The sequence below is a fragment of the Mucilaginibacter humi genome (assembly GCF_013087555.1).
The window spans coordinates 37,938-63,060 of sequence record NZ_JABFCR010000004.1 but is presented as its reverse complement, the minus strand read 5'-3'; the positions used below and the strand labels follow the sequence as shown (position 1 = coordinate 63,060).

The window sequence follows — 25,123 nt, the reverse complement described above, 5'->3', positions numbered from 1 at the left end:
CTGTTAATATCTTCCTTTGTATCCTTATCAATATATGAGTGCGCGTTTATCAGCTCTGTTATACGCATGCTGATGCTATCAGCTTTTTGAGGATAAACGGTGCCGATGTTGTAAAAATTGATGCCCCCGGCTTTAACAACTATATAAATACCGCCCGTCCATCAATAAATAATACAGGCGATAACTACCGGCCTCAAAATTACCCAGGTCTGTTTGGTAACCCGGAAATATGCGTATGATATCGGGCGCATCTTTTTGCTGATGATACCGGATGTGCGCATAATGGCCATCAGGCAGGCCTGCTTTTTTATACTTAAAAAACGCGCCCGATGGCCGGGTAAACATTATGCTGCGCACACTACGTGCCAGCGATTATAATGCTCCTTACGTATTTGTGCCTGATACGCTGTGGAAACATCAAATAACACTTGACGCGGTTGGCGAAACCAAATTAATTATCCCCGATTCTGTTTTCCCAAAAGCAAAAGTCAGTTTTTTTGCCGAATTAAACTTTTTAAACAGCAATAACGAGAGCCGTAGGGCTACAGAATATTTAAGCTGGGATTATCACGACAAAAAATTAACAACCAAAATAGAGGGAGATACGCTTAAAATTAAATACCGGTAGCCGGCAAAAGCATCGCGGCAAACGCCCGGCTTTACCAGATCAGCATCGAAAACGATACCCTTTCAAATACACCGCTGAAGCTGCCGGCCAATGTTGCTACCAATCCGGCAGTATATAAGTATAGGGTTAAAGTGGAGGGTAGTGAGCTTGAATCGAACGGGCTGCTGTCATACGGCAGGTTACAGGCCAATGGTTTTTTAGATGCGGATTCTTTGTATATCAACGTTCAAAATCCCGATAAAGTTAAGTTTTGGTATACGGTATTGGCAGGCAAAAAGGTGATAGACGAAGGCGTTGCCACACAGCTTAATTATGCAAGGCCCTATAAACATACCGGTACGCTTACGCTGATAGTTAATTACGTATGGGCCGGCCGGTCGCAGTACACATCGCAAAATATAGTATATGCAGATAAACGCTTAAATATTGAGGTTAAACAACCGCTAACTGTTTTTCCGGGGCAACAAGCCGAAATTGAAGTAGAGGTTAAAGATACCAAAGGCAAACCTGTAGCCAATGCAGATGTAACAGCCTACGGCATAACTAAAAAGTTTGAATACTTTACTATGCCCGCTGTACCTTATTTAGGTAAAATACCACAGCGGCCGCGCCAGTTAAACAGGCTATTTAATAAAGAGTTAACTACTACCGGTGCCTTAAAGTTAAACTGGCAGCATTGGGGCCAAAGCATGGGCTTGGATACCATTACGTATTACCAGTTTACGCACCCCGAAAACACCTGGCAAATTGCCGAGCCAACACCCGACAGCGTAACGCAAATAGCACCATTTATTGTAAAAAATGGGGATATAGTGCCGGTGCATGTTTTGTTTATTGATGATGTGCCGCTTTATTTTAGCCAGGCACAAAGTGTACAGCGCTATAGCTTTAAAGTTAAACCGGGGCCGCATTTCCTGCGGTTCAGAACCGCCGATCAGACCATTTGGTTGGAAAACGTTATTGCCGAAAGCCGGAAGAAACTCATCCTGTCTATAAATGCGGATACACTTATAAATAAAAAAGCTGTATTCAAAAAAATGCCGGATACGCTGCAAACGCATGAGGCCGAGCAAATGAATAGTTACATGATAGCTGTGCTGCCCACGTTTGGCAACCACATGGCAACGTTTAGCCAGGGCGATAATATATTTTTAATTAATAACGAAGAGAATAGATCTTACAATAGGTATTACAACGCTAACCCGCAGGTATTAATAGGGCCGCTATATAGTAACAATGTTGACCTTGATGTTAAAGAAAGCTTTACACGCCGGTTTTTAAAAGAACCTGGTTATAGCTATGAGTTCCAGTCCGACTTATTAAAGCAGAAATCGCTGCCAACAAAATACCCATTTAAAACCAACTTAAAATTGCTACCCGGTAATAGCGATTACACGCAGTATGTACTAACCCATAAAGAGGTGGATACGCTTTGGCAAAAATTTAAGGACGTAAAGGCACAACAGCTATCTTATAACTATTACCGTTATAGCCAAAACAGTTATGGTTTAAGTATAAAAAACGCAGGCCTGCCTGATGGCCATTATGCGCACATCCGGAGTATTATCATCAGCAAAAAGATGCGCCCGATATCATACGCATATTTCCGGGTTACCAAACAGACCTGGGTAATTTTGAGGCCGGTAGTTATCGCCTGTATTATTTATTGATGGACGGGCGGTATTTTATGCGGGATAATATAGTTGTTAAAGCCGGGGGCATCAATTTTTACAACATCGGCACCGTTTATCCTCAAAAAGCTGATAGCATCAGCATGCGTATAACAGAGCTGATAAACGCGCGCACTCACATATATTGATAAGGATACAAAGGAAGATATTAACAGCGCCTTTTACGGGAAATACACCAATATGACCGCCGCCCCTGATGAGATGACAGGAAGGGTATTTGACGAAGGTGAAAAGCTAAGTATTGAGGGGACTACTATCTCTGTTATGGGGACGCAAACAAAAGTACAAACCGACAAGTTTGGCTTCTTCAAGATCAAGGTGCCTAAAAAAGGAAAATTAGCATTTACATCAATCGGCTACGAAACTAAAACCATAAATATTGCGCCGGGACGTACGCTAACAGTATTTTTAAAACAAACGGCACAGGCATTGCATGAAACTGTTATCCGCGGCTATGTTAGGCGCAATCGCGATGAAACAACAGGATCATCATACATAGTTACCGGCAAAGAGGTTCAGGATAACCCGGTAGGCAGCACCGGGCAAATGTTACAAGGCAAAGTAGCCGGTTTAAACATACAGAACAATACCGGATCGCCGGGCATGCGTGGTACGGTTAATATTCGCGGGTTATCTGCAATATCAACTACCGGCAGCGGGGGCAATACGCCGGTATTATATATAGTTGATGGTGTAAAAGTTCAGAATTTTAACACGCCCCGGGAAAACATAGTAAGCATGAATGTATTAACTGCCGAAGCTGCTATGGCTGTATATGGCGCCGATGGAGCTAACGGAGCTGTCGTGGTAATTACCAAACAAGCCATGCCAAGCCGGGGTGGTTCAAGCTTGCGCCATAATTTTTCTGACTACGCTTACTGGCAGCCACGCCTGACTACCGATGCTAACGGCCGTGTTAAGTTTAAGGTGACCTACCCGGATGATATTACTAACTGGCGCACTTTTGTTATCGGGATGACTGACAAACGGCAAACCGGATACACCGAGGATGCCGTAAAAGCCTTTAAGCCGTTAAGCGCTAATTTTGTAGCGCCGTTGTTTGCGGTTAGCGGCGATAGCTTTGCGCCGCTTGGTAAAGTATTAAACTATACTACGGATACACTGGTACTTAACCGAAAATTCAGCTACAATAAAAAAAGTGATTGCCGATGGTAATATTAGCCTGCAAAACGCCTATATTGATACCTTCAAATTAGTTGCTGATGGCAAGGACAGCCTGAGTTTTGAGTATACTATCAAGCGTGCAAACGGTTATTTTGATGGCGAGAAAAGGCTCATCCCGCTGTTTGAGCAAGGCAGCCTTGAAACCAAAGGCAGCTTTGATGTAATGGAAAAAGACACTACCATCAACCTGCAATTTAACCCTAATTTAAAGCAAGCTACCCTGCGCGCCGAATCATCAGCCCTACCGGCTTTACTTGACGAAACCGAGCATCTGCGTGATTATGAATACCTATGTAACGAACAGCTGGCATCAAAATTAAAAGGATTGCTTACCGAAAAAAGATCCGCACCTACGGGTCAGCAGTTTAAATGGGATAAGGATATTAATGAGATTATTAAAAAGCTGACAGATACCCGTAACGGTGACGGTACCGGGGCTGGTGGAAAGATACACCTGAAGAGCTTTGGATAACCAATCACGTACTTGAGGCAATGTTAGCAGCCGAAAGCGCTGGCTTTAAAATTACGATTTACAAGCAGCAGGTTATTGATAATCTTATCTATCGCATCAATCAATATGGCAGTGCTGATAAGCTGACCGTTATCGCTTTGCTAAAAACCCTAAACTCGAAAGCAGACCTGCAAGCTTTTGTATATGCTTATGAAAAAGTTTATTTACCGATTCGATAAAACTAAGCCCACAAAGCAAAGCCAGGCCGCATTATTATTTTATGAGCGATATAGAAAAATACCAATTGATTTACACCCGCCAGCTTGTTGGTTTGCCTATAGTGACCGATAGCCTACTGAAGAACATGAAACGCACCATGTTTGGCAATGTGTATTGGGGGCAAAAAAGCTATAACTTGTTTACTAATGCAATACAGCAAACTTTGCTGGCCTACCGTATTTTAAAGGCCGAAGGCAATCACAACACATTGCTGCCTAAACTGCGTAATTACTTTATGGAGCAACGCAGCGACGGCCATTGGCGCAATACGTATGAGTCGGCAGGGATCTTGGAGACTATTTTGCCTGATATGCTGGTTGGTGGGCAACAGCCGAAGCCCGCTGTATTAAAAATATCCGGCGATAAGGATGAAACGGTAACTCAGTTTCCTTACACCACAACTTTAAATGGCGCGGCTAAATTAACTGTAAGCAAAACAGGCGACATGCCGGTGTACCTTACCGCCTATCAAAAATTCTGGAACCCTGACCCTAAAAAGGTAAGCGGCGATTTCACCGTGAACACCGGTTCAATCAAGGGCAAACGCAGGTAACCAAAGCCAAAGGCGGCGAAGCCATTACCCTAACCGCCGAGGTTATTGTAAAAGCAGATGCCGATTTTGTGATGATAGAGATACCTATCCCCGCAGGCTGTAGTTACGAGAGCAAAGACCAGGCCTACTATTACGGCGGCGAGGTACACCGTGAATACTTTAAAAATAAAGTAAGCATATTTTGCCGTAAGCTAACCGTGGGTACTTACAAATATGTTATTAAACTAATGCCACGCTACACCGGCAATTACCACCTAAACCCGGCGAAGGCAGAAATGATGTACTTCCCGGTGTTTTATGGCAGGGAAGGGATGAAAATGTTTGCTATTGGCGATTAGTGGTTGGGAGTTAGAGATTAGTTGTTGCATTAATAAATGTAGAGACGCAATATATTGCGTCTCCTGTGCAGAATGCCGCGTTAGGGGCAGTAGCGGATACCGGCCCCGAGCCTAAGGCCCTGCGCAGTATGAGCGGATGACCCGGGCCGCAGACAACGCCCAAACAAAAACGGCGACCTGATAACCTCAAGTCGCCGTTTATATTATAGATCCGAAATCGAACTTCCGATTTCCGAAATCAATTATGCCATTTGCTTTCTGATGATATTTAAAGCACCGCCTGCTTTAAACCACTCAATTTGCTGCGCGTTGTAAGTGTGGTTAACCCGGAACTGCTCGGTAGTACCATCATGGTGATGCAATACAACCGTTAACTGTTTGCCCGGGGCAAAGGTGGTTAAACCGGTGATATCGATCTTATCATCCTCCTGGATCTTTTCGTAATCGTTGCTATCGGCAAAGGTGATGGCCAGCATACCTTGTTTTTTAAGGTTGGTTTCGTGGATACGGGCGAATGATTTCACCAATATGGCACGTACACCTAAGTGGCGTGGCTCCATTGCCGCATGCTCACGCGATGAACCTTCACCATAGTTCTCGTCACCTACAACTATACTTCCTATGCCATGCGCTTTGTAATCGCGCTGGGTGGCAGGTACCGGGCCGTACTCGCCGGTTAATTCGTTTTTAACGGTATCGGCCAGTTGTTAAAGTAGTTAATGGCACCAATCAGCATGTTGTTGCTGATGTTATCCGGTGACCACGGAACTTCAACCACGGGCCGGCCATTGATATATGGTCGGTAGTACATTTACCTTTGGCTTTAATTAACAATTTCAAACCGGTAATATCTGTACCTTCCCACGGTTTAAACGGATCAAGCAATTGCAAGCGCGATGAGTTAGGATCAACCTTAACTACAACCCGGCTGCCATCTTCGGCAGGGGCCTGGTAACCTGCATCTTCAACGGCGTAACCTTTAACCGGCATTTCAATACCCAACGGCTCGTCCAGTTTTACCTGCTCGCCTTTTTCGTTGGTCAGGTAATCGGTTAACGGGTTAAACGTTAAATCGCCTGCTATAACCAATGCGGTTACTACCTCGGGCGAAGCCACGAAAGCGTGTGTATTTGGATTACCGTCCTGGCGTTTAGCAAAGTTACGGTTAAACGATGTGATGATGGAGTTACGGCGGGTAGGATCGTCAGTATGACGGGCCCACTGGCCAATACATGGACCGCAGGCATTAGCTAATACAACGCCGCCCATTTTGTCGAAAGTATCTAAATAACCGTCGCGATCTACGGTGTAACGTACCAGTTCAGATCCGGGGGTAATAGTAAACTCGGCTTTAACCTTCAAGCCTTTATCAATAGCCTGTTTGGCTATAGAAGCCGAACGGGTAATATCTTCGTATGACGAGTTGGTACACGATCCTATCAACCCAACCTCTAAAACTTCGGGCCACCCGTTCTCTTTAACAGCAGTGGCAAATTTAGATATCGGCCATGCCAAATCCGGCGTAAACGGACCGTTGATATGCGGTTCAAGTTCACTCAGGTTAATTTCTATCACCCGGTCAAAATATTGCTCAGGGTTTGCGTAAACCTCAGGGTCGCCGGTTAAATGTTCGGCAACAGCGTCGGCAGCGTCGGCAATTTCGGCCCGCTTGGTACCACGCAGGTAAGCTGCTTGTTTCTCATCATACCCGAAGATAGAGGTGGTAGCCCCAATCTCGGCACCCATATTACAAATGGTACCTTTACCTGTGGCACTAAGTGAGCGTGCGCCTTCGCCAAAATATTCAACTATAGCACCGGTACCACCTTTAACGGTTAGTATGCCGGCAACTTTTAAAATAACGTCTTTAGCCGATGTCCAGCCCGAAAGCTTACCGGTTAACTTTACACCTATCAGCTTAGGGAATTTTAGCTCCCATGGCAGGCCGGCCATAACGTCGCAGGCATCGGCACCGCCAACACCAATGGCAATCATACCTAAACCACCTGCATTAGGCGTGTGGCTATCGGTACCTATCATCATACCACCCGGGAAAGCGTAGTTCTCTAACACCACCTGGTGAATAATACCTGCTCCGGCTTTCCAGAAACCAATACCATACTTATCACTAACCGATGCCAGGAAATCATAAACCTCGCGGTTTACGTCAACAGCGGTATGCAAATCCTCAACAGCGCCAACTTTGGCCTGGATCAGGTGATCGCAATGTACGGTTGATGGCACAGCAACCTGCGGACGGCCTGCCTGCATAAACTGCAACAGCGCCATTTGCGCGGTAGCATCCTGCATCGCCACACGGTCGGGAGCAAAATCAACGTAATCAATCCCACGGCCATATGCCTGTTTGGCATCGCCTTCGCTTAAGTGAGCGTATAATATTTTTTTTTCGGTTAATGTTAGGGGTTTACCTGTAGCGGTACGCGCAGCCGCAATGCGGGTGCTGTAACGGTCGTAAACCTTTTTGATCATATCTAAATCAAAAGCCATTTGGAGTAGTATTTAATGGTAAGCAGAAAAACTGGTACCCGCCTATATTAAGTATTAAAAATTCATAAAATAGGCAAGTGCGGCGAATTTACAAAATATAACAGTTAATCAGAAGCGCTGGTTTGTCACATTGTTATTTGGATATGTTCTAAATTAGGGGTTTAGTGGCTGGATTGGCCTAGCACGGGATAGCCAGCAGGCCGTTCAAATTACTCAAAAGCCGGCCTTAACAATAGTGACGAAGTGGTACCCAATAAGGCGCCACCAAAAACATCGCTTGGGTAATGTACACCCGGTACATGCGCGAGTAGCCTACAGAACCTGCCCATAGATAAGATGGAGCTATAACATACCATTTTGGATATGCCCTTGACAGTGCTGTGGCTACAGCAAAGCTTGTTGAGGTGTGCCCCGAGGGAAACGATGTACTGCCCGCATTATAAACCGCCACAATCTTTAAATTTTGCACAAATGGGCGGCGGCGCTTAAATATAGTTTTCATTAACAATGTAAACCCTAAAGTTATTGCGGTGCTACTGCCCACATATAAGGCATTTTGGCGCATTTCGCTATCGTGTCGTATAGCGCCGCCTACCAATAACGCGACAGGTGCACCGTATGCCACATAATTTAAGGAGTTGGATAGAAACAACATTTGCTTTGTTTCCGTATCGTTTCGCTTTAAAGCCAGGTTAATCAAAAACTTATCGTCAAATCGTTGTACAAAATTATTTACCTGTGCTGCCTGCACCTTTACCTGCGTTACGGTTTTTGTTTGCTCAGGGGTTTTGGGTTGCTCTTCTGTTTTTTCCTGTCCAAAAACATTGCCGGACAGCGGCGCTGCAACCAGCAGCTGCAGTGTAAATAACGCACCTATAAACCTTGTACCCTTGCTCATTTTCATAACAATATTACAACAATATATATTTTAAAGTTTTTAATAAAAACTATTTGGGTTAATGAGCGATAAATATAATAATGGCGTTGCCTGCGGCCCAGATTTCCGCTTATATGGTTGCAGGAGGGCTAGCCGTCATCCAAAGCGCAAGGCCTGCCCGAAAACGCAGGCCAGCAGCCACAAGGATGCAGGAAAAGTAACGTTGTTTAGGCCGCTTTAAGAATGGTAGCGATCAAAAGTTCCTTTTCCAACAGATACCGTACTCGGTTGGCCCTTTCTTTGGATGTGATATACAACACCATCTCCGGAGCGCTCTACGAAAGTACTTTTCACGCCGCCGCCAGCCGGTTGGTTACTATCGATAATAACAAAATCGGGTTTATGCCACTTTTTTTTAACCGGCAAGTTTGAAGAAGGTAAGTTGGGCGACATCATTGTTGTTTTATGCCCCAAATATAAATCAATATTTTTAACAAGAACGAAAATGCATTTTAACACCCATCAACCGGTTAGGATAACCGCTTATCCACACTCACCATATTTTTTTATCTTAACGCCAAATTTAAATCACCACGCCATGCCCTTAACCGCTCAATACTGGATAGATCATTTATACCTGCAACCCCATCCCGAGGGCGGTTATTACAAAGAAGTTTTCAGGTCAACAAACGGCGTTATCCGCGTTGGCGAACAAATTGAAAAGCAAGCCTGCACTTCTATCTATTATTTACTGGAGGGCAAAGACTTTTCGGGCTTTCACCGCCTGGCGTCAGACGAGTTATGGTATTTTCATAAAGGCGCGCCGCTGCATATCCATGTTATTGATAATGATGGCGCACATAGTGTTATTGAGCTGAGCGATAGCGCTACCGGCCAGCTGCAAGCAGTTATTCCGCCCAATACCTGGTTCGCATCTGAAATACCATCGGGCAGCGGGTTCGCACTGGTGAGCTGCGCGGTAGCTCCCGGCTTTGATTTCGCCGAGTTTGAAATGGCGAAGCAAGATAAGTTGATTGCGCAATGGCCACAACATAAGGATTTGCTGGAAAGATTATGTCGTGAGTAACGCCGACGAAATAACGCCAACCCAGTCGCTTTATTAAACCCCTCCCTACCCTCCCTCGGGAGGGAATCGCACGGGCCAGCGTTTTTACATCTTCATAAAAATAGGCCTGGCACAAATGCCAAGCCTATTTAAAACTCATTACTCAAAACTAATAACCTCTATTCCACCACCGGGAAAGCAGAGATACGTAACCTTGCCCCACCCATTGGTACCAACGTTAATTTAGTTGAAGCAGTTTCGGTTTTAACCGGGCTTTGGGGCAGCACGCCGCATAGGCCGTATTTGTCAATTGTCCAGTCGTTAATTTGCTTGCCGGTGGCATGCAATTCTATCGGCGCGTTGGCATTGGTGAACGGGTTGCCATCCGCGGGCCATGATTTTTTCACTACGGTAAATGATTTTTCGGGATGTTCGGCATCCAATAATAAGCCATAGTTCGTGGCGGTAGCCGGGTAAATTTCAAACGACGGCCATTTCTCCGGGTCGGCGGTTTCCTGCCAGCCCGAGTCGCCCATGGCGGTGGTTTTGCTGTTGCCTTTCTTGTACTCTTCGCCAATTTTTAAAGAATAAGTAAGCGGACCATAATTTACGCTCACGCTGTTTTTATTTTTGGCCCATTGGCGCACGGCTATCTGCATAGGCAGTTTAAGGTTGATCTTATCGCCGTTCTTCCATTTGTTGGTTAGTTTGATGTAGCCACCTGCTATAGCCTGCACCGGTATGCGCTTGCCATTAACGGTTACACTTGCTCCCCGGCACCAGGCCGGTACCCGCAAATAAACCGGGAACCCAACAGGCTTAGCGGTAGCTATGGTAAACGCCACTGCATCATTAAATGGATATTGGGTAGCACTGGTAACTTTAACCTGCTGGCCATTACCTACTTTGGCGGTAATGGTACCTGTCTGGTAAAGTTGTGCAGCCAGCCGTTATCCGGCGTGGCCATCCGTGCGTTTTCGGCATAATATACCCAGCCTGCGCTGTGGTTATGCTGGCAGCAACGGCTACTAAAAGGGTTCATCATTAAAAACGGGCCGCTGTTATCAATACCCGGCGAGTGGTTCTTGCTATCGTTCAAAACCATGTTTGGCGCGGTAAGGTAACGCAAAGCACGGTAGTCGCTGGTAAAGGCGGCAGGGAAGGTGTTAAAAGCCACATCCTCGCAGTTCTCGGCCCAAAAGGTGTCGCCGGTATATTGTAAAAGGTATTGGTCGCTGGTCATTTGCTCTACCATACCACACGTCTCCACCGCCTGGCGCGGGTCATTATAACCCTTGCGCGAGTTCTCATCGCTACCAAACATCCCGCCCGGCACCTGCCCATATAGATCGCGAATCAGCTTAAAATTATTGTAAGTAGCGGCAAGGTCGGCCTCGTTATGGCTTTGCAGATAATAAGTAGCCGGCTCGCGAAAGCACTCTGCAATGTTAACATTGTGCCAGTTGGGCAGCCTGGTAGCCTGGCGCCAGTTGGCAGTATTTTTATCAACCTTGCTGGCAACATCCAGCAAAAATTTGTCGCCGGTAAGGTTATACAGCCAGTATATACTCACCAGGTAATCGCCGCCGCGGCTATTCTCCCAGTAGTCCTTTAAAAACTGGTTATCGGGGTAGCTTTGCAGCCATTTAAAATATTTGGTAAGTGCGGGTATAACGCGTGGGTCCTTACTATATTCGTAATAACTGCGCAGGCACCATATCATAGGCATGTTGGCCCAAAGGTCGCGGTTGCCGTTACGTTTGGTAATGATGGGGCCCATATCGCCATCAGGGCGCTGGTTATCCAATACCGCGTTTATCCAGAATTTGGCATGGGCTATCATTTTCTCATCGCCCAGCATATAAGCAATATCGCCATAACCCTTTAGCCAGTAAGGCAACTCTTCCCAGCCATATTTGCCCTTACCGCTTTTGTTTAGCCAGGCATTGTCTGTTTTACTTAGCCAGATACTGATCTCGCCCGGGTTACCCGTCAGGCCATCCTTTTGCAGCAACAACTGCGTTTTTAACCAGCCTGCAGGTTTAAACGCCGTAACCGGCAATTTTATAAACTGTTGGGGCAACAATGGTGCCTTGTTACTGGCATAATTAACGTTGGTGCCTGTTATATTGGCTTTGGCAATTGCCGTAGCGGTTTGCGCATTGGCTTGGATACCCATGGCAGTTAAAACGGCCAGGGCATAAAAACTCTTCCTCATAAATATCAAATTAAAGGCATTACATGCACTTAGGTTGGTGAGGTAAATATATGCGTTTGGGGGTGGATTAGCAACGGGGCGGTTCGTTGTACGTTTGACGTAATACGTTTTAGGTTGGGTAAGGTTATTAACAAAGCGACAAGCCTAAGCTTTAATCTTCAATAACTAATCTTTAATGAAAAAATCACCGCACAGTGCGTGCCAGTGAAAGGGCACGCACTGCGTGTGATTAGGTATAGGTTGTAGTATCATTACTACAATTCGCCGGCTTACGGTAGATGCAGGGTGTCGGTTGGACTGCGGTTTAACATTAAGGTTTAACGGCCGCAATAAAATGGCATTTATTTAATATTGCCTTTTTCCATTGATCTGGTAGCTTAAAAATTATCGCACAGTGCGCCCCGCGGATCGGGCGCGCACTGGCATGGGAAAGGTTAAGGTGGGTTGTATTATGGTGGGACTAATAGTCTTATTACTTACTGTTGTCTTTTCCTTTTTGTTCCGGGTCGCTTACAAACTTGGTAAGTTCGCGGGTAAACATATCCGGTCATGTGCCGATTGCTTCATATAGTCGGCTATCTTTTTCAATTCATCCGGCGAATTGGCGTGCTTCTCTATCAAATTAGCCATGCCTAAAATATTGGCTACCGGCTGGCGCACTTTATGGTGTGTCATAAACATCATTGCCTCAAGGCCGTGTACATATTCTTTTAAAAATTGCTCCCGCTTTTCGTTCTCATTATTGTTATTGCCTATCAGCTGTTTTAATTGCTGTTTAGTTTGGGTGGCGGCAGTTGCCAACACGTTTAAAGCGTGCACATCGTCTTCAGCGTCGTCCTTTCGTTGATTTTGAAATACAAATTCCAGTTTTGCCATTAGCTCCCCACCCGCAATCCTGATCCTGTTATTAAGGCCGGTTATAAAGTTAATTGCGGATGGGTTTTGGGGGATGGATATCATGGGGTGATTGTTTTTTTAGATTGTTTATTAAACGGCAATACGCTGATTGACAGAAAGTGCATAATCATTAGCAATAGAAATTAACTTATGAATATCAACCGCCGTAGCCAGGCACTTTTTTAACGAATAAATTTCGTGGTGGCCTATAATATGGTTACGATCGATAGGGATATTCCAGCGCAGGCATATTTCGCTTATCAGCTTACCGCTTATTTCATACATTTCGTCTGTCCATTCATTATTATAGTCGCCCTCGTGTTCAATGCCGATGGTATAATAATTAGGATTCAGGTACAGGCCGTTATCCCAGCTTTTTATCAGGGCCCGGGTAGGCGCGTTAACCCGGTTAACATGTAAGGCAGTATCCTTTTCGTTTACATATTGATGCACCCGGCCCATTTTACCGATGCCATAATGTGCCGATGTTTTTGATATCGAGCTCTGAAACCAGCTATCTGTACCATACAAGGTGCCTTGCATTATATGTATAATAATAGCCTGGGGTTTGTATCCCCGGCGGCCTGCCAAAAAATTCGGACTGGGTTTGTTTATAATGTTCATTGCTTCCTGTGTTTTTTTGTTAACCAGGGGAGGCTCTCGACAGCGCCCCTAACTGCTGCCGATCGCCGACCCGGTATAAAACCAACTATTAACTAACGATACAAATGTGCGGATGATGAGCGAAACGGCTTACAGTAAAGACACCCTTTTTGACAGGGTGTTTTTACCCTTTTTAATAAGGCGTAATTACTTTGATATTCTGATGTTTAATATTGATTTTAGCGGCGTAATTAATTACCAATCAAACCCCCAAAATTTAAACTTTCACAGTTATGAAAAAATTAGTGTTCCCTCTTATTATTTTAATAGTAGGTTTTGCTGCCGGCTACTTTTACGCAAACAGTAAAACCACTGCAACAGGCCCGGCAGCCGCCAGCAAAATGGCCCTTACCGATTTCCATTCGGACAACAGTATTAGTTACGACGAAGCCAAAATGCTGGTGGATACCTTTGGCACAAAGGGATTAGATGATGCCAATGGTAAACCGGGCGGCAAAGGTTTAAAAACCCGCAGCATATTTATACCGTTAACCAAACTTGATGCCCTGGTTGCAGCGCTTGACGCGGCCCGGGCAAAAGATGGCAAGACAGATGGTATCCGCATTTATTTTGGCCGTTACCCTAAAATGCAGCTTGACCGTAAGCCTTATGAGCACCCGTATCGCAATACGCTGATTATCGTATCAACCAAAGACACTGCTATTTTGCAGCGCGGCGGTAAAACCCCGGTAAACATGCATTTGGATTACTTTGGCGCGCCAAATCATAAAACGGCTACGTTTATGTTAATGGTAAACCCCGAGAACCGCGGTGAAATGTGTCCTAATAACTGCGACGGCGCAACATTAGTATGCCCTGACCCAACTGACCCTGATTGCCAATAAAATATCACCTGCCACCTCTCTGATAATTTTAGAGAGGTGGATTTAAAAAACTGCTGTATGTCTGTAATTATTTTAATCGAGGCTGCTTGCTTTATCATCGCTCTTGTTAGTTTAATAAAAGATGCTAACCGGGCATGGCGCAGCATGGTTTTGTATATGCTGATTACTTATTTAACCGAAATTATAGGTAAATTGTTAAGAACCGGGCACCACTCCAATCAATGGCTTTATAATGTGTTCTTACTGTTTGAGGCTGGTTTTACCAGCTTTATGTTTAACAACCTGCTAAGCAAATACATCAACAGTAAGCCACTAATTATTGGCGGCCTTGGCTTATTACTGGCACTGTACACTTATGATGTTATTAACCATGGTTTCTTTGTTTTTAACGATATTACGGCTACAGTAATGTCGGTAGTGTTTGTTATTTATAGCTTTTATTATTATTACCTTTTAATAAAAGATGAGCAATATATCGACCTGAAACGATCGGCAGCCTTTTGGTGGGTAGCCGGGTCATTGTTTTTTTATTTTGGCAGTACGGCAGTAAACCTGTTCTTTTCTTTTTTACAAGATGTAAGGGTGGCAGGTCATAATATCACCTACTTTATTTTTTCGGCGCTTAGTGCCTTTTTATACGCTTGCTGGAGCTATTCATTTATTTGCAGAAAATGGCAAACAACATCAAAGAACTAATTTTAATAGCTACGCTGATATTTTTATTGGCGCCCATGTTTATCATATTATACGTGGTGATTTATAACAGGCGCAAGATCCGGCACATCGAAGAAAAAGAGCAAATGAAGCAAACCTTTGATGCCGAGATCATTAAAACCCAGCTCGAGGTTCAGGAGCAAACCATGCAAAACATTGGTGCCGATCTGCACGACAATATCGGCCAACTGTTAAGCCTCAGTTCGCTCACCTTAAACTCCATCCAACTGGACGATTTGGAGAAAGCCCGCCAGAAGATAGACGCCGCTATTGATCTTACCGGACGGTCTATAAAAGAAATGCGCCTGCTGGGCAAACTCCTGCAGGGCGACCAGCTACTGGGCGTTGGCCTGTCAGAAGCTATTTGCCATGAGATAAACTGGGTCGAAAAATCCGGCAAGTTCCGGGTAAATTATGTTAACGAGGGCGACCTGCCCGGCAATAATAACCTGGATAAGGACCTCATCATTTTTCGTATATTGCAGGAGGTAATAAACAATATTATCAAACACTCGTTTGCCACCCAGATCAATATTAAATTATCATATATCAACAGTAACATGCAGCTGCATATAGAAGATAATGGTATCGGTTTTAATTTGGAAAACCTGCAAAATGGACACCCTGATGGCTATCGGGGAGGCATGGGATTACAAAACATGCACAAACGCGCAAGGATAGTTGGGGGAGAGGTAGTCATTAAAGCTAAAGAAGGCAAAGGCACCAGTACAACTGTAATTATCCCATATCCCTAAAAATGGAAACCCCTAAAATACGTATTGCAATTGTTGATGACCATACCCTGTTCCGCCACGGTGTAACCGCGCTGATGCGCGAGTTCGACGATCTGCAGGTACTCTTTGAAGCCGACAACGGCCAGCATATGCAACAACTTATAACCGAATACCCCCTGCCGCATGTGGTGTTAATGGACATTAACATGCCGGTGTTAGACGGTTTCGGCGCCACCTGCTGGCTAAAGGACAATTACCCTACCGTAAAAGTATTGGCACTAAGCATGTTTGAGGATGACAAGGCCGTTATTAAGATGATAAAATGCGGTGCCTGTGGTTACCTGCTCAAAGAATCAAGCCCCAGCGAGGTGCACGAGGCTATACAAACCATTGTTGATAAAGGCATGTATATTAATGAGCTGGTATCGGGCAAAATGGTACGCTCGCTCACCGCGCCCGAAGCGGCGCCTACCTTCTCAAAGAACGAGGAGGCCTTTATCAAGCTTTGCTGCAGCGAATTAACCTACAAAGAAATAGCCGACCAAATGTTCCTTAGCCCCCGCACTGTTGATAATTACCGCGAAGCGCTTTTTCAGCGGCTTAACCTCAAATCGCGCACCGGGCTGGTGCTGTACGCTATACAGAATGATTTGGTGAAGTTGTAGGTTACCATTCATTTCTTAAATACCGCCTTATTTCTTACTTATAAGTCATTGCAATAACCCGCATTTAAGTTTTATATTTGATAGAACCTATCACCTATCCAATGCGGATTATCTACAAATTACTACTTCTCATTTTCCTGTCGGCGGCTTCCACCGGGATATTTGCTCAGGCACGCTATGACGTATCCGGAACTGTAACGAATGAAAAAGGCGAACCGCTTAAAAGCGCGACCGTTTTTATAGGCGGCTCTGAGCGGGTAATGCCTACGGATGACAACGGCCGTTTCAAATTTACAAATGTAGCGCAGGGTACTTTCCGGTTTCTGTGCAGATGCTTGGATATACCCCATTAACGCGAAACATTTTTGTGCAAAATACAGCTCTTAATATCAGAATGCGGTTGGAGCCAAAAGCCATAACGCTTAACGAAGTAAAAATAGGCCGTAAAAGTGCCCGGAACAAAAACTTTAATCTGTTTAAAGAAAACTTTTTAGGTACCTCGGCCAATGCACGGCAATGTGAGATAATTAATCCGGAGATCATAAATTTCAGCACCCAAAAAGGGTTATTACTGGCAGACGCGGATGACTTTCTGATCATCAAAAACAATCGGTTGGGTTACCGCATCCATTACCTGCTTAAAGATTTTAGCTATAATAGTAATGATAAATTAACGCTATACCACGGCGATTTTAGTTTTGAAGAGTTAGAGGGTACAGACGCGGACAAAAGCAAATGGGCCAAAAACCGTGCAGAAACCTACCAGGGGTTCGTTTATGCATTTTTTACGGTCGGTTTACACCAACAGCACTGCCGAAAATGGCTTTATAACAAGGCCGTTATATGGTAGTGCTGTTTATTCCTACAGCGACATTAAGGGCCTCATAATTCGAACTAAAAGGGTTGAAGGCGTACTGATAGCTGATCGCCCGGTTAAGTTCGACTCGCTGATTACCGCTGTGAGCAATAACTTGATCGCGTTTAAATTTAAGCAGCTATACATCACTTACGAACCGCGAAAAGCTGCCGGGTTTAAGGATAAAAAGAACAACGATAAGATCATCGTACCTATCGAAAAAATGCATCAATATTAAAGCTTACTACCGATCAGTCATTAATAGATAAAAAAGGCAGCTATGCCGATTACCGCGATTTCTTCATCAGGGGCAACTGGGCCCCGGCACGTGTGAGCGACCAACTACCGGTTGATTATCAGCCACCAATTGCTCCTATCTCGCACAGAAACAGCGCGGTAGATAAGCTAACCATTGCCTTGCAAAACTGGACAGACAGCATCCCGCAGGAAAAAGTATACCTGCATATGGATAAGCCTCACTATGCCCCCGGCGATACGATCTGGTTCAAGGGTTACCTTACCATGGGCAGCAGGCATGAGCTATCGGCCATAAGCGGTGCGGTGTATGTTGATCTGTTAAACGATAGCGATGTGCTTATTAAAGCTTTAAAGTTACCTGTAGGTAATGGCATGTTAGCGGGCAATTTTATATTAGACGCTAATTTGCCGTCGGCCAGTTACCATATACGTGCGTACACCAAATGGATGCTAAATGCCGGCCAGGATTATTTTTTCAACCGCGTGTTTAATTTAGGTGAGCCCGGAACGATTAAAAGTAAAAGTCAGCTATCATTTCAACAAACAGATGTGCAGTTTTTCCCCGAGAGTGGTTGTTTGGTTAACGGCATCGCGTCAAAGGTTGGCTTTAAGGCTGTAAACGTTAACGGTATCGGCACTGCTGTAAGCGGCAATGTAATTGATAATGATAATAACGTTGTAGCAGTAATTAACACCCTGCATGCCGGTATGGGCAGCTTTTTCATGAAACCCCTGCCGGGTAAAACTTATACGGCTGTAGTTAAGTTTGCAGATAGCACAACCAAAAAGTAGCGTTGCCTGCTGCTTTAAATGAAGGTTATGTGCTCACCGTTTATCAGCCAAATAAAGACAGTGTTTTGGTACGCATCCGCGCTTCGGCAACCTTACAAAAGTCAACAGTAATACTGGTTGCCCATAGCAGCGGCGAAAGCATCTTTGCATCTCCGGTAGAGCTAACCGGCGCTATAACATCGTTTTGGTTTGAAAAAACTATTTCCGGGCGGAATAGCCCAGTTTACCATTTTTGACAGCAACGGCCAGCCCCTTAACGAACGGATAACATTTATTAAGGGCGATGATAAATTGCATCTGGACATTAAAACCGAAAAAACAGTTTATAAAAGTAAAGACCATGTACAATTTAGCCTAAGCGCGAATGATAGCGAGGGCAATGCAACAACGGGTAATTTTTCGGTAGCTGTTATTAACGAAAGCCTGGTAAATGTTGACGAAACTGCGGAGACCACAATATTTTCACACCTGCTGCTAACATCTGATATTAAAGGCTTTATAGAAAGGCCCAATTACTATTTTACCGCCGAAACAGACAGCGTGAACATGGCGCTCGATAACCTGATGCTTACCCAAGGCTACCGCCGGTTTGAATGGAACACATTAAGCACTATTGTAAATACTAAACCTGTATTTGAAGCAGAGGGGTTGACATCTGCTTTTTCGGGCCTTGTCACAAATTTAACCCATAAACCCTTGCCGGGCGCCCTTGTTAAGTTATTTTCAATACGGGCAGGCATACTAAAAGATACTATTACCGATGCTAACGGACGGTTCAGATTTGAGAAAATATTTATTGGCGATAGTATTAAGTTTACATTACAGGCCGGGGATAATAACAATAGCGATAAAGTGATCCTGACGGTAGACAGCATCCCACAGGTAACCATTAAAAATAATAACAATATAAATAGCACGGATGTAACGGAGGTTGCAAGGCAGTTAAAGATTCATCAGCAACAAGCGGAACAAGGGGGTCAAGAAGTTAAACTGACTGGACTGCATGTGCTTAAGCAAGTTGATATTAAAGCAAATAAAATTTCCGCACCCAAAATAGAGATCCGTCCCCGGCTATATTTACCGTACCCGAAGGATCTGTAGATAAGGTGATCACTATCCCTGATCCTGAAAATTATAATAATCTAAGGATGTTTTTACAATCCAGCATTCAAGGCGTAAGTATCCGGTTGATGAAATTGGACGTAAATTATTGGTGGATATGAAACCGGCTAATGTATCGCCTGACTTAGCAAATATTCCGGCTTCGCCGTTTGCTAATAACACATCAGAAGAACCGATAGATAAATATTTAGGAAAAGAAATAGGGCTTATTGTAGACGGCAGAAAGATAAAGGGCCGTGGTGAAGCGGATGAAATATTAGAAGGTGGTATTTTAGCAGGAGATATAGCTAAAATAGAAGTGGTTAGAAATAATCAGGCGCTTGTAAGCTCCTTACGTGGGCAAATGGACAGGTTTGTTGGCTTTGTATTATTGTTTACTAAAACGGGCGACTGGCGCAAAGGATACAACCCGGCCATAGCTAATGTAATACCCAAAGGCTTTAGCAAAGTACGCAAGTTTTACTCGCCGCGTTATAACAATCCTGTAGAGGCAGCTAAGATCCCCGATTTTCGTACAACTATCTACTGGAACCCTTACGTAGGAGTTGACACTACCGGCAAAGCAAGCTTCGATTTTTTAATGCGGATGGCCCGGCAGATTACCGGGTGGTAGTAGAAGGTATAAACGCCGCCGGCGAGTTGGGCAGGCAAGTTTACCGATACAAAGTTGAATGATGAAAACCTTTTAATTAAGTTCAAATTACTGACCTATAAGTCATTGTAACAACCCTTAGCTAAACTTATATTTGGTAGAACCTATCACCGATCTCAATGAGAAGTGCCGTAAGATTATTATTTGTTGCTTTACTGTCTGCGCTTGCCACGGGGGTATTTGCACAGGCACAATATGATGTGTATGGAACTGTAATTAATGAGAAGGGTGAACCCGTTAAGGGCGCTACCGTTTTTATAAGCGGATCTGAAAAAATTATGCCTACTACAGATGATGGGCATTTTAGGTTTGCACGCATCACGCCGGGTACATTTAAACTGTCGGTACAAATGCTGGGGTACGCGCCTTTTGTGCGCGAGATCATCATTAAAAACGCGTCGCTTAGTGCCGAACTGCGCCTGCAGCCCAAAGCTATTAACCTTAACGAGGTAGTAATAGGTTCGCAAAGAGCCCGGGCCAATAATTACGAGATATTTAAGCAGCAGTTTTTGGGCTGGTCGCGCAATGGTAATCAGTGCGTTATTTTAAATCCTAAAGTATTAAACTTTACTACCAAAAAGAATTTACTGTTGGCTAATGCCGACGAGTTTTTAGTTATAGAAAATAAGCGCCTGGGCTACCGTATCCGTTACCTGCTGCAGGATTTTGGGTATAACTCCCGTAACCGCACTACGCTATATCATGGCGAGTTTAGCTTTGAAGAATTAACAGGAACAGAAGAGCAAAAAAAAGAATGGGCCAAAAATCGTGCGGAAACCTATAAAGGTTCGTTAAAGCACTTTTTACGGTCGGTTTACGCAAATAATGTTTTAGAAAACGGTTTTGTCACCAAGTGGGTATATGGTTACGGCCTGTTCAACAAGCTTGAAAGTTTACAAGACTCGGATAAACTTAAAGTGATAAGCACACCTGTAAAGTTTGACACCTTAATCACAGCTATCGACAGCAATTTTATCTCGCTTAAGTTTAAACAGTTGTATATAACGTACAACCCTAAACAGGCAGCCGCTTATCTGCGCGCCATGGCCGATAAAGACCGGAAGTCTGTAAGCTTTGAAAAGACCGTCATCTTTGATCATAACGCGTCTGTACTAACGTTATCTACCCCACAAGCTATTATTGATAAAAATGGCAGGTATACAGATTATCGCACTTTTTTATAAAAGGCGCCTGGGGCCAATTCACGTATGGGCGAAGAATTGCCGGTTGAGTATATAACGCCCTTCGCCGAGATCCCCCGCGGCAACATGCCCGTTAACAAGCCGGTATATGCCTTACAAAACTGGGCAAATAATTTACCGCAGGAAAAGGCCTACCTGCACATGGATAAGCCATACTATGCGCTGGGCGATACTATATGGTTTAAAGGCTACCTTACAATGGGTAGCAGGCACCAGCTATCGTCAAAAAGCGGGGCGGTGTATATTGACCTGATAGACGAGCAAAACAAGGCCTTAAAAACTTTAAAGTTACCTGTTAACCAGGGGAACTGTTGCCGGAAACCCGGTATTGAGCGAGGACATAAAAGCGGGCAGCTACCGCGTGCGTGCCTACACCCAATGGATGCGCAATGCCGGCGAAGATTATTTCTTTGACCATACTTTTACCGTTGGCAAACCTATCATCGCACAAAATAAAAATACCGCCCAGCCTATTTTACAACAAACAGATGTGCAATTTTTTCCGGAGGGAGGAGCACTTGTGACCGGAATCAGTTCGCACGTTGGTTTTAAAGCTACAGGCACCGATGGTTTAGGTGTACCTGTAAACGGTACCATAACCGATAACGACAATAATATAGTAGCGCAACTCAATACGCAACATGCCGGCATGGGTAATTTTTTATTACGGCCCCTACCCGGTAAAAGCTACACGGCCAACATTAAATTTGCTGATGGTACCACCAAAGATTTTGAGCTGCCATCGGCAGTTTACCAGGTTACGCGCTCAGCATTTACCAGCCTAATAAAGACAGCGTTTTGGTGCGCGTACAAGCATCATCGGCTTTACAACATACCAAACTTAGTTTGATAGCACATAGCAGCGGCGAACTGGTCTACACCATACCTGTTAATGTTGACGGACCGATAACATCTTTTTGGCTGGATAAGAGCTCTTTCCCCAGCGGGATAGCGCAGTTTACCCTATTTAATGCTGATAACGAGCCGTTAAATGAGCGCATTGCTTTTATTAAGAATGCAGACCAAATGCAGTTAGCAATTAAAACCCCTAAAGCTGTTTATAAAAGCAGGGAACATGTGCAGTTAACCTTAGATGCCCATGACAGCGCCGGCAGTCCAATAGCGGCAAATTTTTCGGCGGCAGTTATTGACGAAAATAAAGTACCCACAGATGAAACAGCCGAGAGCACCATTTTTTCAAACCTGCTGCTAAGCTCGGACATAAAAGGCTATATCGAAAAACCCAACTACTATTTTAGCAAAGACAGTGATGATGTAAACAAGGCGCTTGATAACCTGATGCTTATCCAAGGCTACCGCAGGTTTGAGTGGCAATCGTTGCTAAATACTGTAAATACCAAGCCCATATATGCTGACGCGGAGTTGGGAACCACAGCATCGGGCCGGATAGCGGTTTTACAGGGCGGGAAGTTGCCAAGCACCAATATCCTGTTAAATACGGTAAACATTAAACCAGCTTTCGCAGCTGAAGGGGTCAGCACCACTATATCTGGTTTGGTAACTACCTTAACGCACAAGCCATTGCCAAATGCCAATGTATTATTGATATCGTTAAATGCCCGCCTAAATAAACTAACCACTACCGATGATAACGGCAGGTTTAAGTTTGACAGCCTGATGTTTGCCGACAGCGCTAAGATTGCCATACAGGCCCGCGACGAAAAACACAGTGATAAGGTTATTATCCGTATTGATACCCTGCCCGGGGTAAACATCGGCCCTAAACCTATCGCTGCTGATGCAAGTATTATTAAGTTGATATTAAAAAAGGCTGAAGATGATGGTTATACGGTTAATTTGACCGGACCTAACATTTTAAAACAGGTAGATATTAAAGCTGCCAAAATAAAAGTTGAAGAAACTGCTACACAGGGTATGACCAAACTCATGGATGAGCAGTCCGCTGATAAAATATTGACGATGACCGAACCTGAAAATTACCCAACGTTAGAACACTTTTTGCAGGGTAGAATGGGGAGTATCAGCGTAGGGATGGACCCGATAACAGGCTATAAACGACTGATGAGTTCCGGAGAGATATAACAGTAGCTACCGAAAACGTTGAATTACTTGGCGTAGCTATGGCGTTAAATGGGAGACTTTTAAAAATCAGATGAAATTAATGATGTGTTAACAGGGTCATTACAACCGGAAGATGTGGCAAAATTATTATTGGTAACACATAATCTGGCGGCACTTAACGCGCTAAGTACCGGAGGGGACAAATCGGTTGGCGGTGTTTTATTGATCATTACCAAGCCATATACTTCCCGTAAACAATACAACCCGGCTATTGCCAATATACAACCCAAAGGTTTCAATAAAGTGCGCCAGTTTTACTCGCCGCGATACGACCGACCAAATGACCCTAAATCGCCCGATCTGCGTACCACTATATTTTGGGACCCTTACTTAAACACTGACGTTACCGGCAAAGCCACACTCAATTTCTTTAATGCCGACGGGCCGGGTACTTACCGGGTAGTTGTAGAAGGCCTAAACGCTGCAGGCGAATTAGGCCGGTATGTTTATCGGTACAAAGTGGAGTAGAGCGCTGCAACACTTCCCCTTAGCCGGGAAAACACTGCTCAAACACGAAACTCATTTTTGCGCGCAGCGGTGTACCGTCGGGCTTAAAAAGTGTATAAGCAATATCAAGCGAGATAAGGGTACCATAAAAAGTAAGGTGGTGGCCCCATTCCATTTTTACAAAATTGGGGCTGTGTATCTGTCCGTTGTAAGTATATACAATAGCTTCTATCTTTTGCATTTCGGCAGGCAGATTGGTGCGTTTGGGGTCCACAAGGCCGGTGGCATCAATTACCGCGTCAAAACTTAACTTGCCGCCGGGGGTGTTTCCATTTGCTTCGTTTGGCATAAAAGTACGCTGCTGCTGTATAGCATCAGGGTTTAGCATAAACCTGTATGGGTGCATAATTATGTCATTGCTATCGCGGGCCGGTATCTTAAAATCGCGGTCGGCAAATGCGCTTATCTTCATAAACTCCATAGCAGGTATTAAAGATTAATGTCAAAATAAGTGTACGCCAGTTCGATTGTTTCTACCAGGATCTCATTTCGTTGCGAGTGCATTTCGGACAGTGAATATTTTACGGGCCAGGCTTTATAAAACATCCATTTTTTTATTACCATACCGTCGGCCCCCAACAAGCTTACCATTATATCCTGTGGTTGGATGGGGGTAGCCAGTCCGCCATCAATACATTGTGCACACCAGCTTATCAGTTTTGATCCAGCGGGCACCACCCCCCGCTTTAATATAAGGTTTTGACTGGTGGTAACCGTAGGCAGTTTATATTTAAAACGATTTTCGCCACCACTTGTAATTTCTTCTATCCCCACCTCTTTCGAGATACCCGACACTTCCGGAAACCAGCATCAACGCCTTTAAAGGATACCGAAAAGTAAAATGCTACCGGCGGGTAATAACTATCAGTTACCATTTGTTATAATCAATTGTTCGTGCGCAATTTCAATAGTATCAATAGCAACCTCGTTACCGTCAGCTTTAAGGTCGGTGCCGGTTATTTTGGTTGGCCAGGCATTGTTAAGCTGCCATTGCATGGTTACCGCGCCGGTTTCGTCAAGCAGTTTAATAAGTACTGTACGGCGTTTAATGGTGTTCATTTTTATTTCCTGGTACCAGTTCCAAAACATATTATCATTAACAAATATGCCTCGCTTCATAGTTACGTTACCATATTTTTTTATCCCGGGCATTTTTATTGTAGAGAATACCGGGCTGTTACCGTGGCGATACTCTATCACCTGTGTTTCTACGTCCATACCTGATACCTCCCGGAAAGCCACGCCTTGCAGTTCGGAACCCGGTCTACTTCAAATCTAAATTTCGGCATAGGCCATATTGCGCCTTCTTTGCTACCGTT

The 25,123-nt window shown here is 44.4% G+C and carries 33 protein-coding genes and 2 pseudogenes; 24 read left to right on the top strand and 11 right to left on the bottom strand.

The features are described from left to right. Positions 1–132: 132 nt before the first annotated feature. Positions 133–345: a hypothetical protein gene (locus tag HK413_RS01635; protein ID WP_175268905.1), complete on the bottom strand. Its 213-nt coding sequence runs from the start codon at positions 343–345 to the stop codon at positions 133–135. Between the two features lies 1 nt (position 346). Here HK413_RS01635 and HK413_RS01630 point away from each other — a divergent pair, with 1 nt between their 5' ends. The 7 genes and pseudogenes from HK413_RS01630 to HK413_RS01600 all read left to right on the top strand — a co-directional run. Then, complete coding sequence (locus HK413_RS01630; RefSeq protein ID WP_175268904.1) at positions 347–628, top strand: hypothetical protein; 282 nt, start codon at positions 347–349, stop codon at positions 626–628. Between the two features lie 131 nt (positions 629–759). Further along, the gene (locus tag HK413_RS01625) at positions 760–2,298 is read left to right on the top strand and encodes a hypothetical protein (protein WP_175268903.1); all 1,539 of its coding nucleotides are present in this window, start codon (positions 760–762) and stop codon (positions 2,296–2,298) included. 201 nt (positions 2,299–2,499) lie between these two features. Then, positions 2,500–3,495 (top strand): alpha-2-macroglobulin family protein, encoded by a 996-nt coding sequence (locus tag HK413_RS01620; protein ID WP_175268902.1) that lies wholly within the window; start codon positions 2,500–2,502, stop codon positions 3,493–3,495. Further along, a complete protein-coding gene (locus HK413_RS01615; protein WP_175268901.1) occupies positions 3,479–3,976 on the top strand; it encodes a hypothetical protein in 498 nt (165 codons plus the stop codon). The genes HK413_RS01620 and HK413_RS01615 overlap by 17 nt, the downstream gene beginning before the upstream one ends. Positions 3,977–3,996: 20 nt before the next feature. Continuing rightward, positions 3,997–4,194 carry a hypothetical protein gene (locus HK413_RS01610; RefSeq protein ID WP_175268900.1) on the top strand — a complete coding sequence of 66 codons (198 nt, stop codon included), beginning with the start codon at positions 3,997–3,999 and terminating at the stop codon, positions 4,192–4,194. Between the two features lie 41 nt (positions 4,195–4,235). Beyond that, the gene (locus tag HK413_RS01605) at positions 4,236–4,787 is read left to right on the top strand and encodes a hypothetical protein (RefSeq protein ID WP_175268899.1); all 552 of its coding nucleotides are present in this window, start codon (positions 4,236–4,238) and stop codon (positions 4,785–4,787) included. 11 nt (positions 4,788–4,798) lie between these two features. Then, positions 4,799–5,125: pseudogene (locus HK413_RS01600) on the top strand (alpha-2-macroglobulin family protein); the annotation flags it as partial. A 242-nt stretch (positions 5,126–5,367) separates the two neighbouring features. On the opposite strand, the pseudogene HK413_RS01595 reads toward HK413_RS01600, so the two are convergent. The 3 genes and pseudogenes from HK413_RS01595 to HK413_RS01585 form a co-directional block, all read right to left on the bottom strand. Further along, positions 5,368–7,633, bottom strand: a pseudogene (locus tag HK413_RS01595) (aconitate hydratase). A 226-nt stretch (positions 7,634–7,859) separates the two neighbouring features. Continuing rightward, complete coding sequence (locus HK413_RS01590; protein ID WP_246229506.1) at positions 7,860–8,531, bottom strand: phosphatase PAP2 family protein; 672 nt, start codon at positions 8,529–8,531, stop codon at positions 7,860–7,862. Positions 8,532–8,747: 216 nt separating this feature from the next. Further along, on the bottom strand, positions 8,748–9,029 hold the full coding sequence (locus HK413_RS01585; RefSeq protein ID WP_175268898.1) for a hypothetical protein: 282 nt from the start codon (positions 9,027–9,029) through the stop codon (positions 8,748–8,750). Here HK413_RS01585 and HK413_RS01580 point away from each other — a divergent pair. Continuing rightward, positions 9,016–9,597, top strand: coding sequence for a cupin domain-containing protein (locus HK413_RS01580; protein WP_246229505.1), 582 nt, complete (start codon positions 9,016–9,018; stop codon positions 9,595–9,597). The two genes, HK413_RS01585 and HK413_RS01580, sit on opposite strands and share 14 nt — an antisense overlap. A 158-nt stretch (positions 9,598–9,755) precedes the next feature. On the opposite strand, the gene HK413_RS18945 is transcribed toward HK413_RS01580, so the two are convergent. The 4 genes from HK413_RS18945 to HK413_RS01565 all read right to left on the bottom strand — a co-directional run bounded on the left by HK413_RS18945 (position 9,756) and on the right by HK413_RS01565 (position 13,315). Further along, positions 9,756–10,493 (bottom strand): beta-L-arabinofuranosidase domain-containing protein, encoded by a 738-nt coding sequence (locus HK413_RS18945; protein WP_317169189.1) that lies wholly within the window; start codon positions 10,491–10,493, stop codon positions 9,756–9,758. Beyond that, on the bottom strand, positions 10,478–11,755 hold the full coding sequence (locus HK413_RS18940; RefSeq protein ID WP_217451930.1) for a beta-L-arabinofuranosidase domain-containing protein: 1,278 nt from the start codon (positions 11,753–11,755) through the stop codon (positions 10,478–10,480). The genes HK413_RS18945 and HK413_RS18940 overlap by 16 nt, the downstream gene beginning before the upstream one ends. 549 nt (positions 11,756–12,304) lie before the next feature. Then, a complete protein-coding gene (locus HK413_RS01570) occupies positions 12,305–12,754 on the bottom strand; it encodes a hypothetical protein (RefSeq protein ID WP_175268896.1) in 450 nt (149 codons plus the stop codon). A gap of 27 nt (positions 12,755–12,781) precedes the next feature. Beyond that, a complete protein-coding gene (locus HK413_RS01565; RefSeq protein WP_175268895.1) occupies positions 12,782–13,315 on the bottom strand; it encodes an N-acetylmuramoyl-L-alanine amidase in 534 nt (177 codons plus the stop codon). A 272-nt stretch (positions 13,316–13,587) separates the two neighbouring features. Here HK413_RS01565 and HK413_RS01560 point away from each other — a divergent pair, with 272 nt between their 5' ends. The 16 genes from HK413_RS01560 to HK413_RS01490 all read left to right on the top strand — a co-directional run bounded on the left by HK413_RS01560 (position 13,588) and on the right by HK413_RS01490 (position 23,765). Then, positions 13,588–14,199: a hypothetical protein gene (locus HK413_RS01560; protein ID WP_175268894.1), complete on the top strand. Its 612-nt coding sequence runs from the start codon at positions 13,588–13,590 to the stop codon at positions 14,197–14,199. 36 nt (positions 14,200–14,235) lie between these two features. Further along, positions 14,236–14,895: a hypothetical protein gene (locus HK413_RS01555; protein ID WP_175268893.1), complete on the top strand. Its 660-nt coding sequence runs from the start codon at positions 14,236–14,238 to the stop codon at positions 14,893–14,895. After that, on the top strand, positions 14,871–15,668 hold the full coding sequence (locus tag HK413_RS01550) for a sensor histidine kinase (RefSeq protein WP_175268892.1): 798 nt from the start codon (positions 14,871–14,873) through the stop codon (positions 15,666–15,668). Before HK413_RS01555 ends, HK413_RS01550 begins: the two co-directional genes overlap by 25 nt. A gap of 2 nt (positions 15,669–15,670) precedes the next feature. Further along, on the top strand, positions 15,671–16,312 hold the full coding sequence (locus HK413_RS01545) for a response regulator transcription factor (protein WP_175268891.1): 642 nt from the start codon (positions 15,671–15,673) through the stop codon (positions 16,310–16,312). Between the two features lie 101 nt (positions 16,313–16,413). After that, the gene (locus tag HK413_RS21780) at positions 16,414–16,665 is read left to right on the top strand and encodes a carboxypeptidase-like regulatory domain-containing protein (protein WP_217451929.1); all 252 of its coding nucleotides are present in this window, start codon (positions 16,414–16,416) and stop codon (positions 16,663–16,665) included. Positions 16,666–16,679: 14 nt separating this feature from the next. Then, the gene (locus HK413_RS01535) at positions 16,680–17,162 is read left to right on the top strand and encodes a hypothetical protein (RefSeq protein WP_175268889.1); all 483 of its coding nucleotides are present in this window, start codon (positions 16,680–16,682) and stop codon (positions 17,160–17,162) included. Then, positions 17,089–17,406 carry a hypothetical protein gene (locus HK413_RS14325; RefSeq protein WP_217451928.1) on the top strand — a complete coding sequence of 106 codons (318 nt, stop codon included), beginning with the start codon at positions 17,089–17,091 and terminating at the stop codon, positions 17,404–17,406. The genes HK413_RS01535 and HK413_RS14325 overlap by 74 nt, the downstream gene beginning before the upstream one ends. A 92-nt stretch (positions 17,407–17,498) precedes the next feature. Next, positions 17,499–18,218, top strand: a complete 720-nt coding sequence (locus HK413_RS01530; protein ID WP_175268888.1) for a hypothetical protein — start codon at positions 17,499–17,501, stop codon at positions 18,216–18,218. A gap of 2 nt (positions 18,219–18,220) precedes the next feature. Then, positions 18,221–18,454, top strand: a complete 234-nt coding sequence (locus HK413_RS01525; protein ID WP_175268887.1) for a hypothetical protein — start codon at positions 18,221–18,223, stop codon at positions 18,452–18,454. After that, positions 18,408–19,319: a carboxypeptidase-like regulatory domain-containing protein gene (locus HK413_RS01520; protein ID WP_175268886.1), complete on the top strand. Its 912-nt coding sequence runs from the start codon at positions 18,408–18,410 to the stop codon at positions 19,317–19,319. Before HK413_RS01525 ends, HK413_RS01520 begins: the two co-directional genes overlap by 47 nt. A gap of 112 nt (positions 19,320–19,431) precedes the next feature. Further along, positions 19,432–19,953, top strand: a complete 522-nt coding sequence (locus tag HK413_RS01515; protein ID WP_217451927.1) for a hypothetical protein — start codon at positions 19,432–19,434, stop codon at positions 19,951–19,953. Between the two features lie 158 nt (positions 19,954–20,111). Next, entirely contained in the window at positions 20,112–21,176 is a 1,065-nt protein-coding gene (locus tag HK413_RS01510; RefSeq protein ID WP_175268884.1) for a carboxypeptidase-like regulatory domain-containing protein, read from the top strand. Between the two features lie 24 nt (positions 21,177–21,200). Then, positions 21,201–21,608: a hypothetical protein gene (locus HK413_RS01505; RefSeq protein ID WP_175268883.1), complete on the top strand. Its 408-nt coding sequence runs from the start codon at positions 21,201–21,203 to the stop codon at positions 21,606–21,608. Then, a complete protein-coding gene (locus tag HK413_RS01500) occupies positions 21,523–22,044 on the top strand; it encodes a hypothetical protein (RefSeq protein WP_175268882.1) in 522 nt (173 codons plus the stop codon). Before HK413_RS01505 ends, HK413_RS01500 begins: the two co-directional genes overlap by 86 nt. Then, positions 21,996–23,258 carry a carboxypeptidase-like regulatory domain-containing protein gene (locus HK413_RS01495; protein WP_217451926.1) on the top strand — a complete coding sequence of 421 codons (1,263 nt, stop codon included), beginning with the start codon at positions 21,996–21,998 and terminating at the stop codon, positions 23,256–23,258. The genes HK413_RS01500 and HK413_RS01495 overlap by 49 nt, the downstream gene beginning before the upstream one ends. 114 nt (positions 23,259–23,372) lie before the next feature. Continuing rightward, positions 23,373–23,765: a hypothetical protein gene (locus tag HK413_RS01490; RefSeq protein ID WP_175268880.1), complete on the top strand. Its 393-nt coding sequence runs from the start codon at positions 23,373–23,375 to the stop codon at positions 23,763–23,765. A 19-nt stretch (positions 23,766–23,784) separates the two neighbouring features. Here the strand turns inward: HK413_RS01490 and HK413_RS01485 are convergent, their stop codons facing one another. The 3 genes from HK413_RS01485 to HK413_RS01475 form a co-directional block, all read right to left on the bottom strand. Further along, a complete protein-coding gene (locus HK413_RS01485) occupies positions 23,785–24,216 on the bottom strand; it encodes a CIS tube protein (RefSeq protein WP_175268879.1) in 432 nt (143 codons plus the stop codon). Between the two features lie 17 nt (positions 24,217–24,233). After that, a complete protein-coding gene (locus HK413_RS01480; RefSeq protein WP_317169187.1) occupies positions 24,234–24,599 on the bottom strand; it encodes a phage tail protein in 366 nt (121 codons plus the stop codon). 69 nt (positions 24,600–24,668) lie between these two features. Further along, entirely contained in the window at positions 24,669–25,046 is a 378-nt protein-coding gene (locus HK413_RS01475) for a phage tail protein (protein ID WP_317169186.1), read from the bottom strand. Positions 25,047–25,123: the final 77 nt, after the last annotated feature.

What these genes read in the sequence shown, in the direction of transcription:
- HK413_RS01550 (WP_175268892.1), top strand. Translation starts at nt 14,871, where the DNA reads ATGGCAAACAACATCAAAGAACTAATTTTAATAGCTACGCTGATATTT.
- HK413_RS01545 (WP_175268891.1), top strand. Translation starts at nt 15,671, where the DNA reads ATGGAAACCCCTAAAATACGTATTGCAATTGTTGATGACCATACCCTG.
- HK413_RS01510 (WP_175268884.1), top strand. Translation starts at nt 20,112, where the DNA reads ATGAGAAGTGCCGTAAGATTATTATTTGTTGCTTTACTGTCTGCGCTT.
- HK413_RS01505 (WP_175268883.1), top strand. Translation starts at nt 21,201, where the DNA reads ATGGGCGAAGAATTGCCGGTTGAGTATATAACGCCCTTCGCCGAGATC.
- HK413_RS01580 (WP_246229505.1), top strand. Translation starts at nt 9,016, where the DNA reads ATGCATTTTAACACCCATCAACCGGTTAGGATAACCGCTTATCCACAC.
- HK413_RS01590 (WP_246229506.1), bottom strand. Translation starts at nt 8,531, where the DNA reads ATGAGCAAGGGTACAAGGTTTATAGGTGCGTTATTTACACTGCAGCTG.
- HK413_RS01635 (WP_175268905.1), bottom strand. Translation starts at nt 345, where the DNA reads ATGTTTACCCGGCCATCGGGCGCGTTTTTTAAGTATAAAAAAGCAGGC.
- HK413_RS01620 (WP_175268902.1), top strand. Translation starts at nt 2,500, where the DNA reads ATGACCGCCGCCCCTGATGAGATGACAGGAAGGGTATTTGACGAAGGT.
- HK413_RS01605 (WP_175268899.1), top strand. Translation starts at nt 4,236, where the DNA reads ATGAGCGATATAGAAAAATACCAATTGATTTACACCCGCCAGCTTGTT.
- HK413_RS18940 (WP_217451930.1), bottom strand. Translation starts at nt 11,755, where the DNA reads ATGGGTATCCAAGCCAATGCGCAAACCGCTACGGCAATTGCCAAAGCC.
- HK413_RS01560 (WP_175268894.1), top strand. Translation starts at nt 13,588, where the DNA reads ATGAAAAAATTAGTGTTCCCTCTTATTATTTTAATAGTAGGTTTTGCT.
- HK413_RS01570 (WP_175268896.1), bottom strand. Translation starts at nt 12,754, where the DNA reads ATGATATCCATCCCCCAAAACCCATCCGCAATTAACTTTATAACCGGC.
- HK413_RS21780 (WP_217451929.1), top strand. Translation starts at nt 16,414, where the DNA reads ATGCGGATTATCTACAAATTACTACTTCTCATTTTCCTGTCGGCGGCT.
- HK413_RS14325 (WP_217451928.1), top strand. Translation starts at nt 17,089, where the DNA reads ATGCATTTTTTACGGTCGGTTTACACCAACAGCACTGCCGAAAATGGC.
- HK413_RS01485 (WP_175268879.1), bottom strand. Translation starts at nt 24,216, where the DNA reads ATGAAGATAAGCGCATTTGCCGACCGCGATTTTAAGATACCGGCCCGC.
- HK413_RS01610 (WP_175268900.1), top strand. Translation starts at nt 3,997, where the DNA reads ATGTTAGCAGCCGAAAGCGCTGGCTTTAAAATTACGATTTACAAGCAG.
- HK413_RS01565 (WP_175268895.1), bottom strand. Translation starts at nt 13,315, where the DNA reads ATGAACATTATAAACAAACCCAGTCCGAATTTTTTGGCAGGCCGCCGG.
- HK413_RS01630 (WP_175268904.1), top strand. Translation starts at nt 347, where the DNA reads ATGCTGCGCACACTACGTGCCAGCGATTATAATGCTCCTTACGTATTT.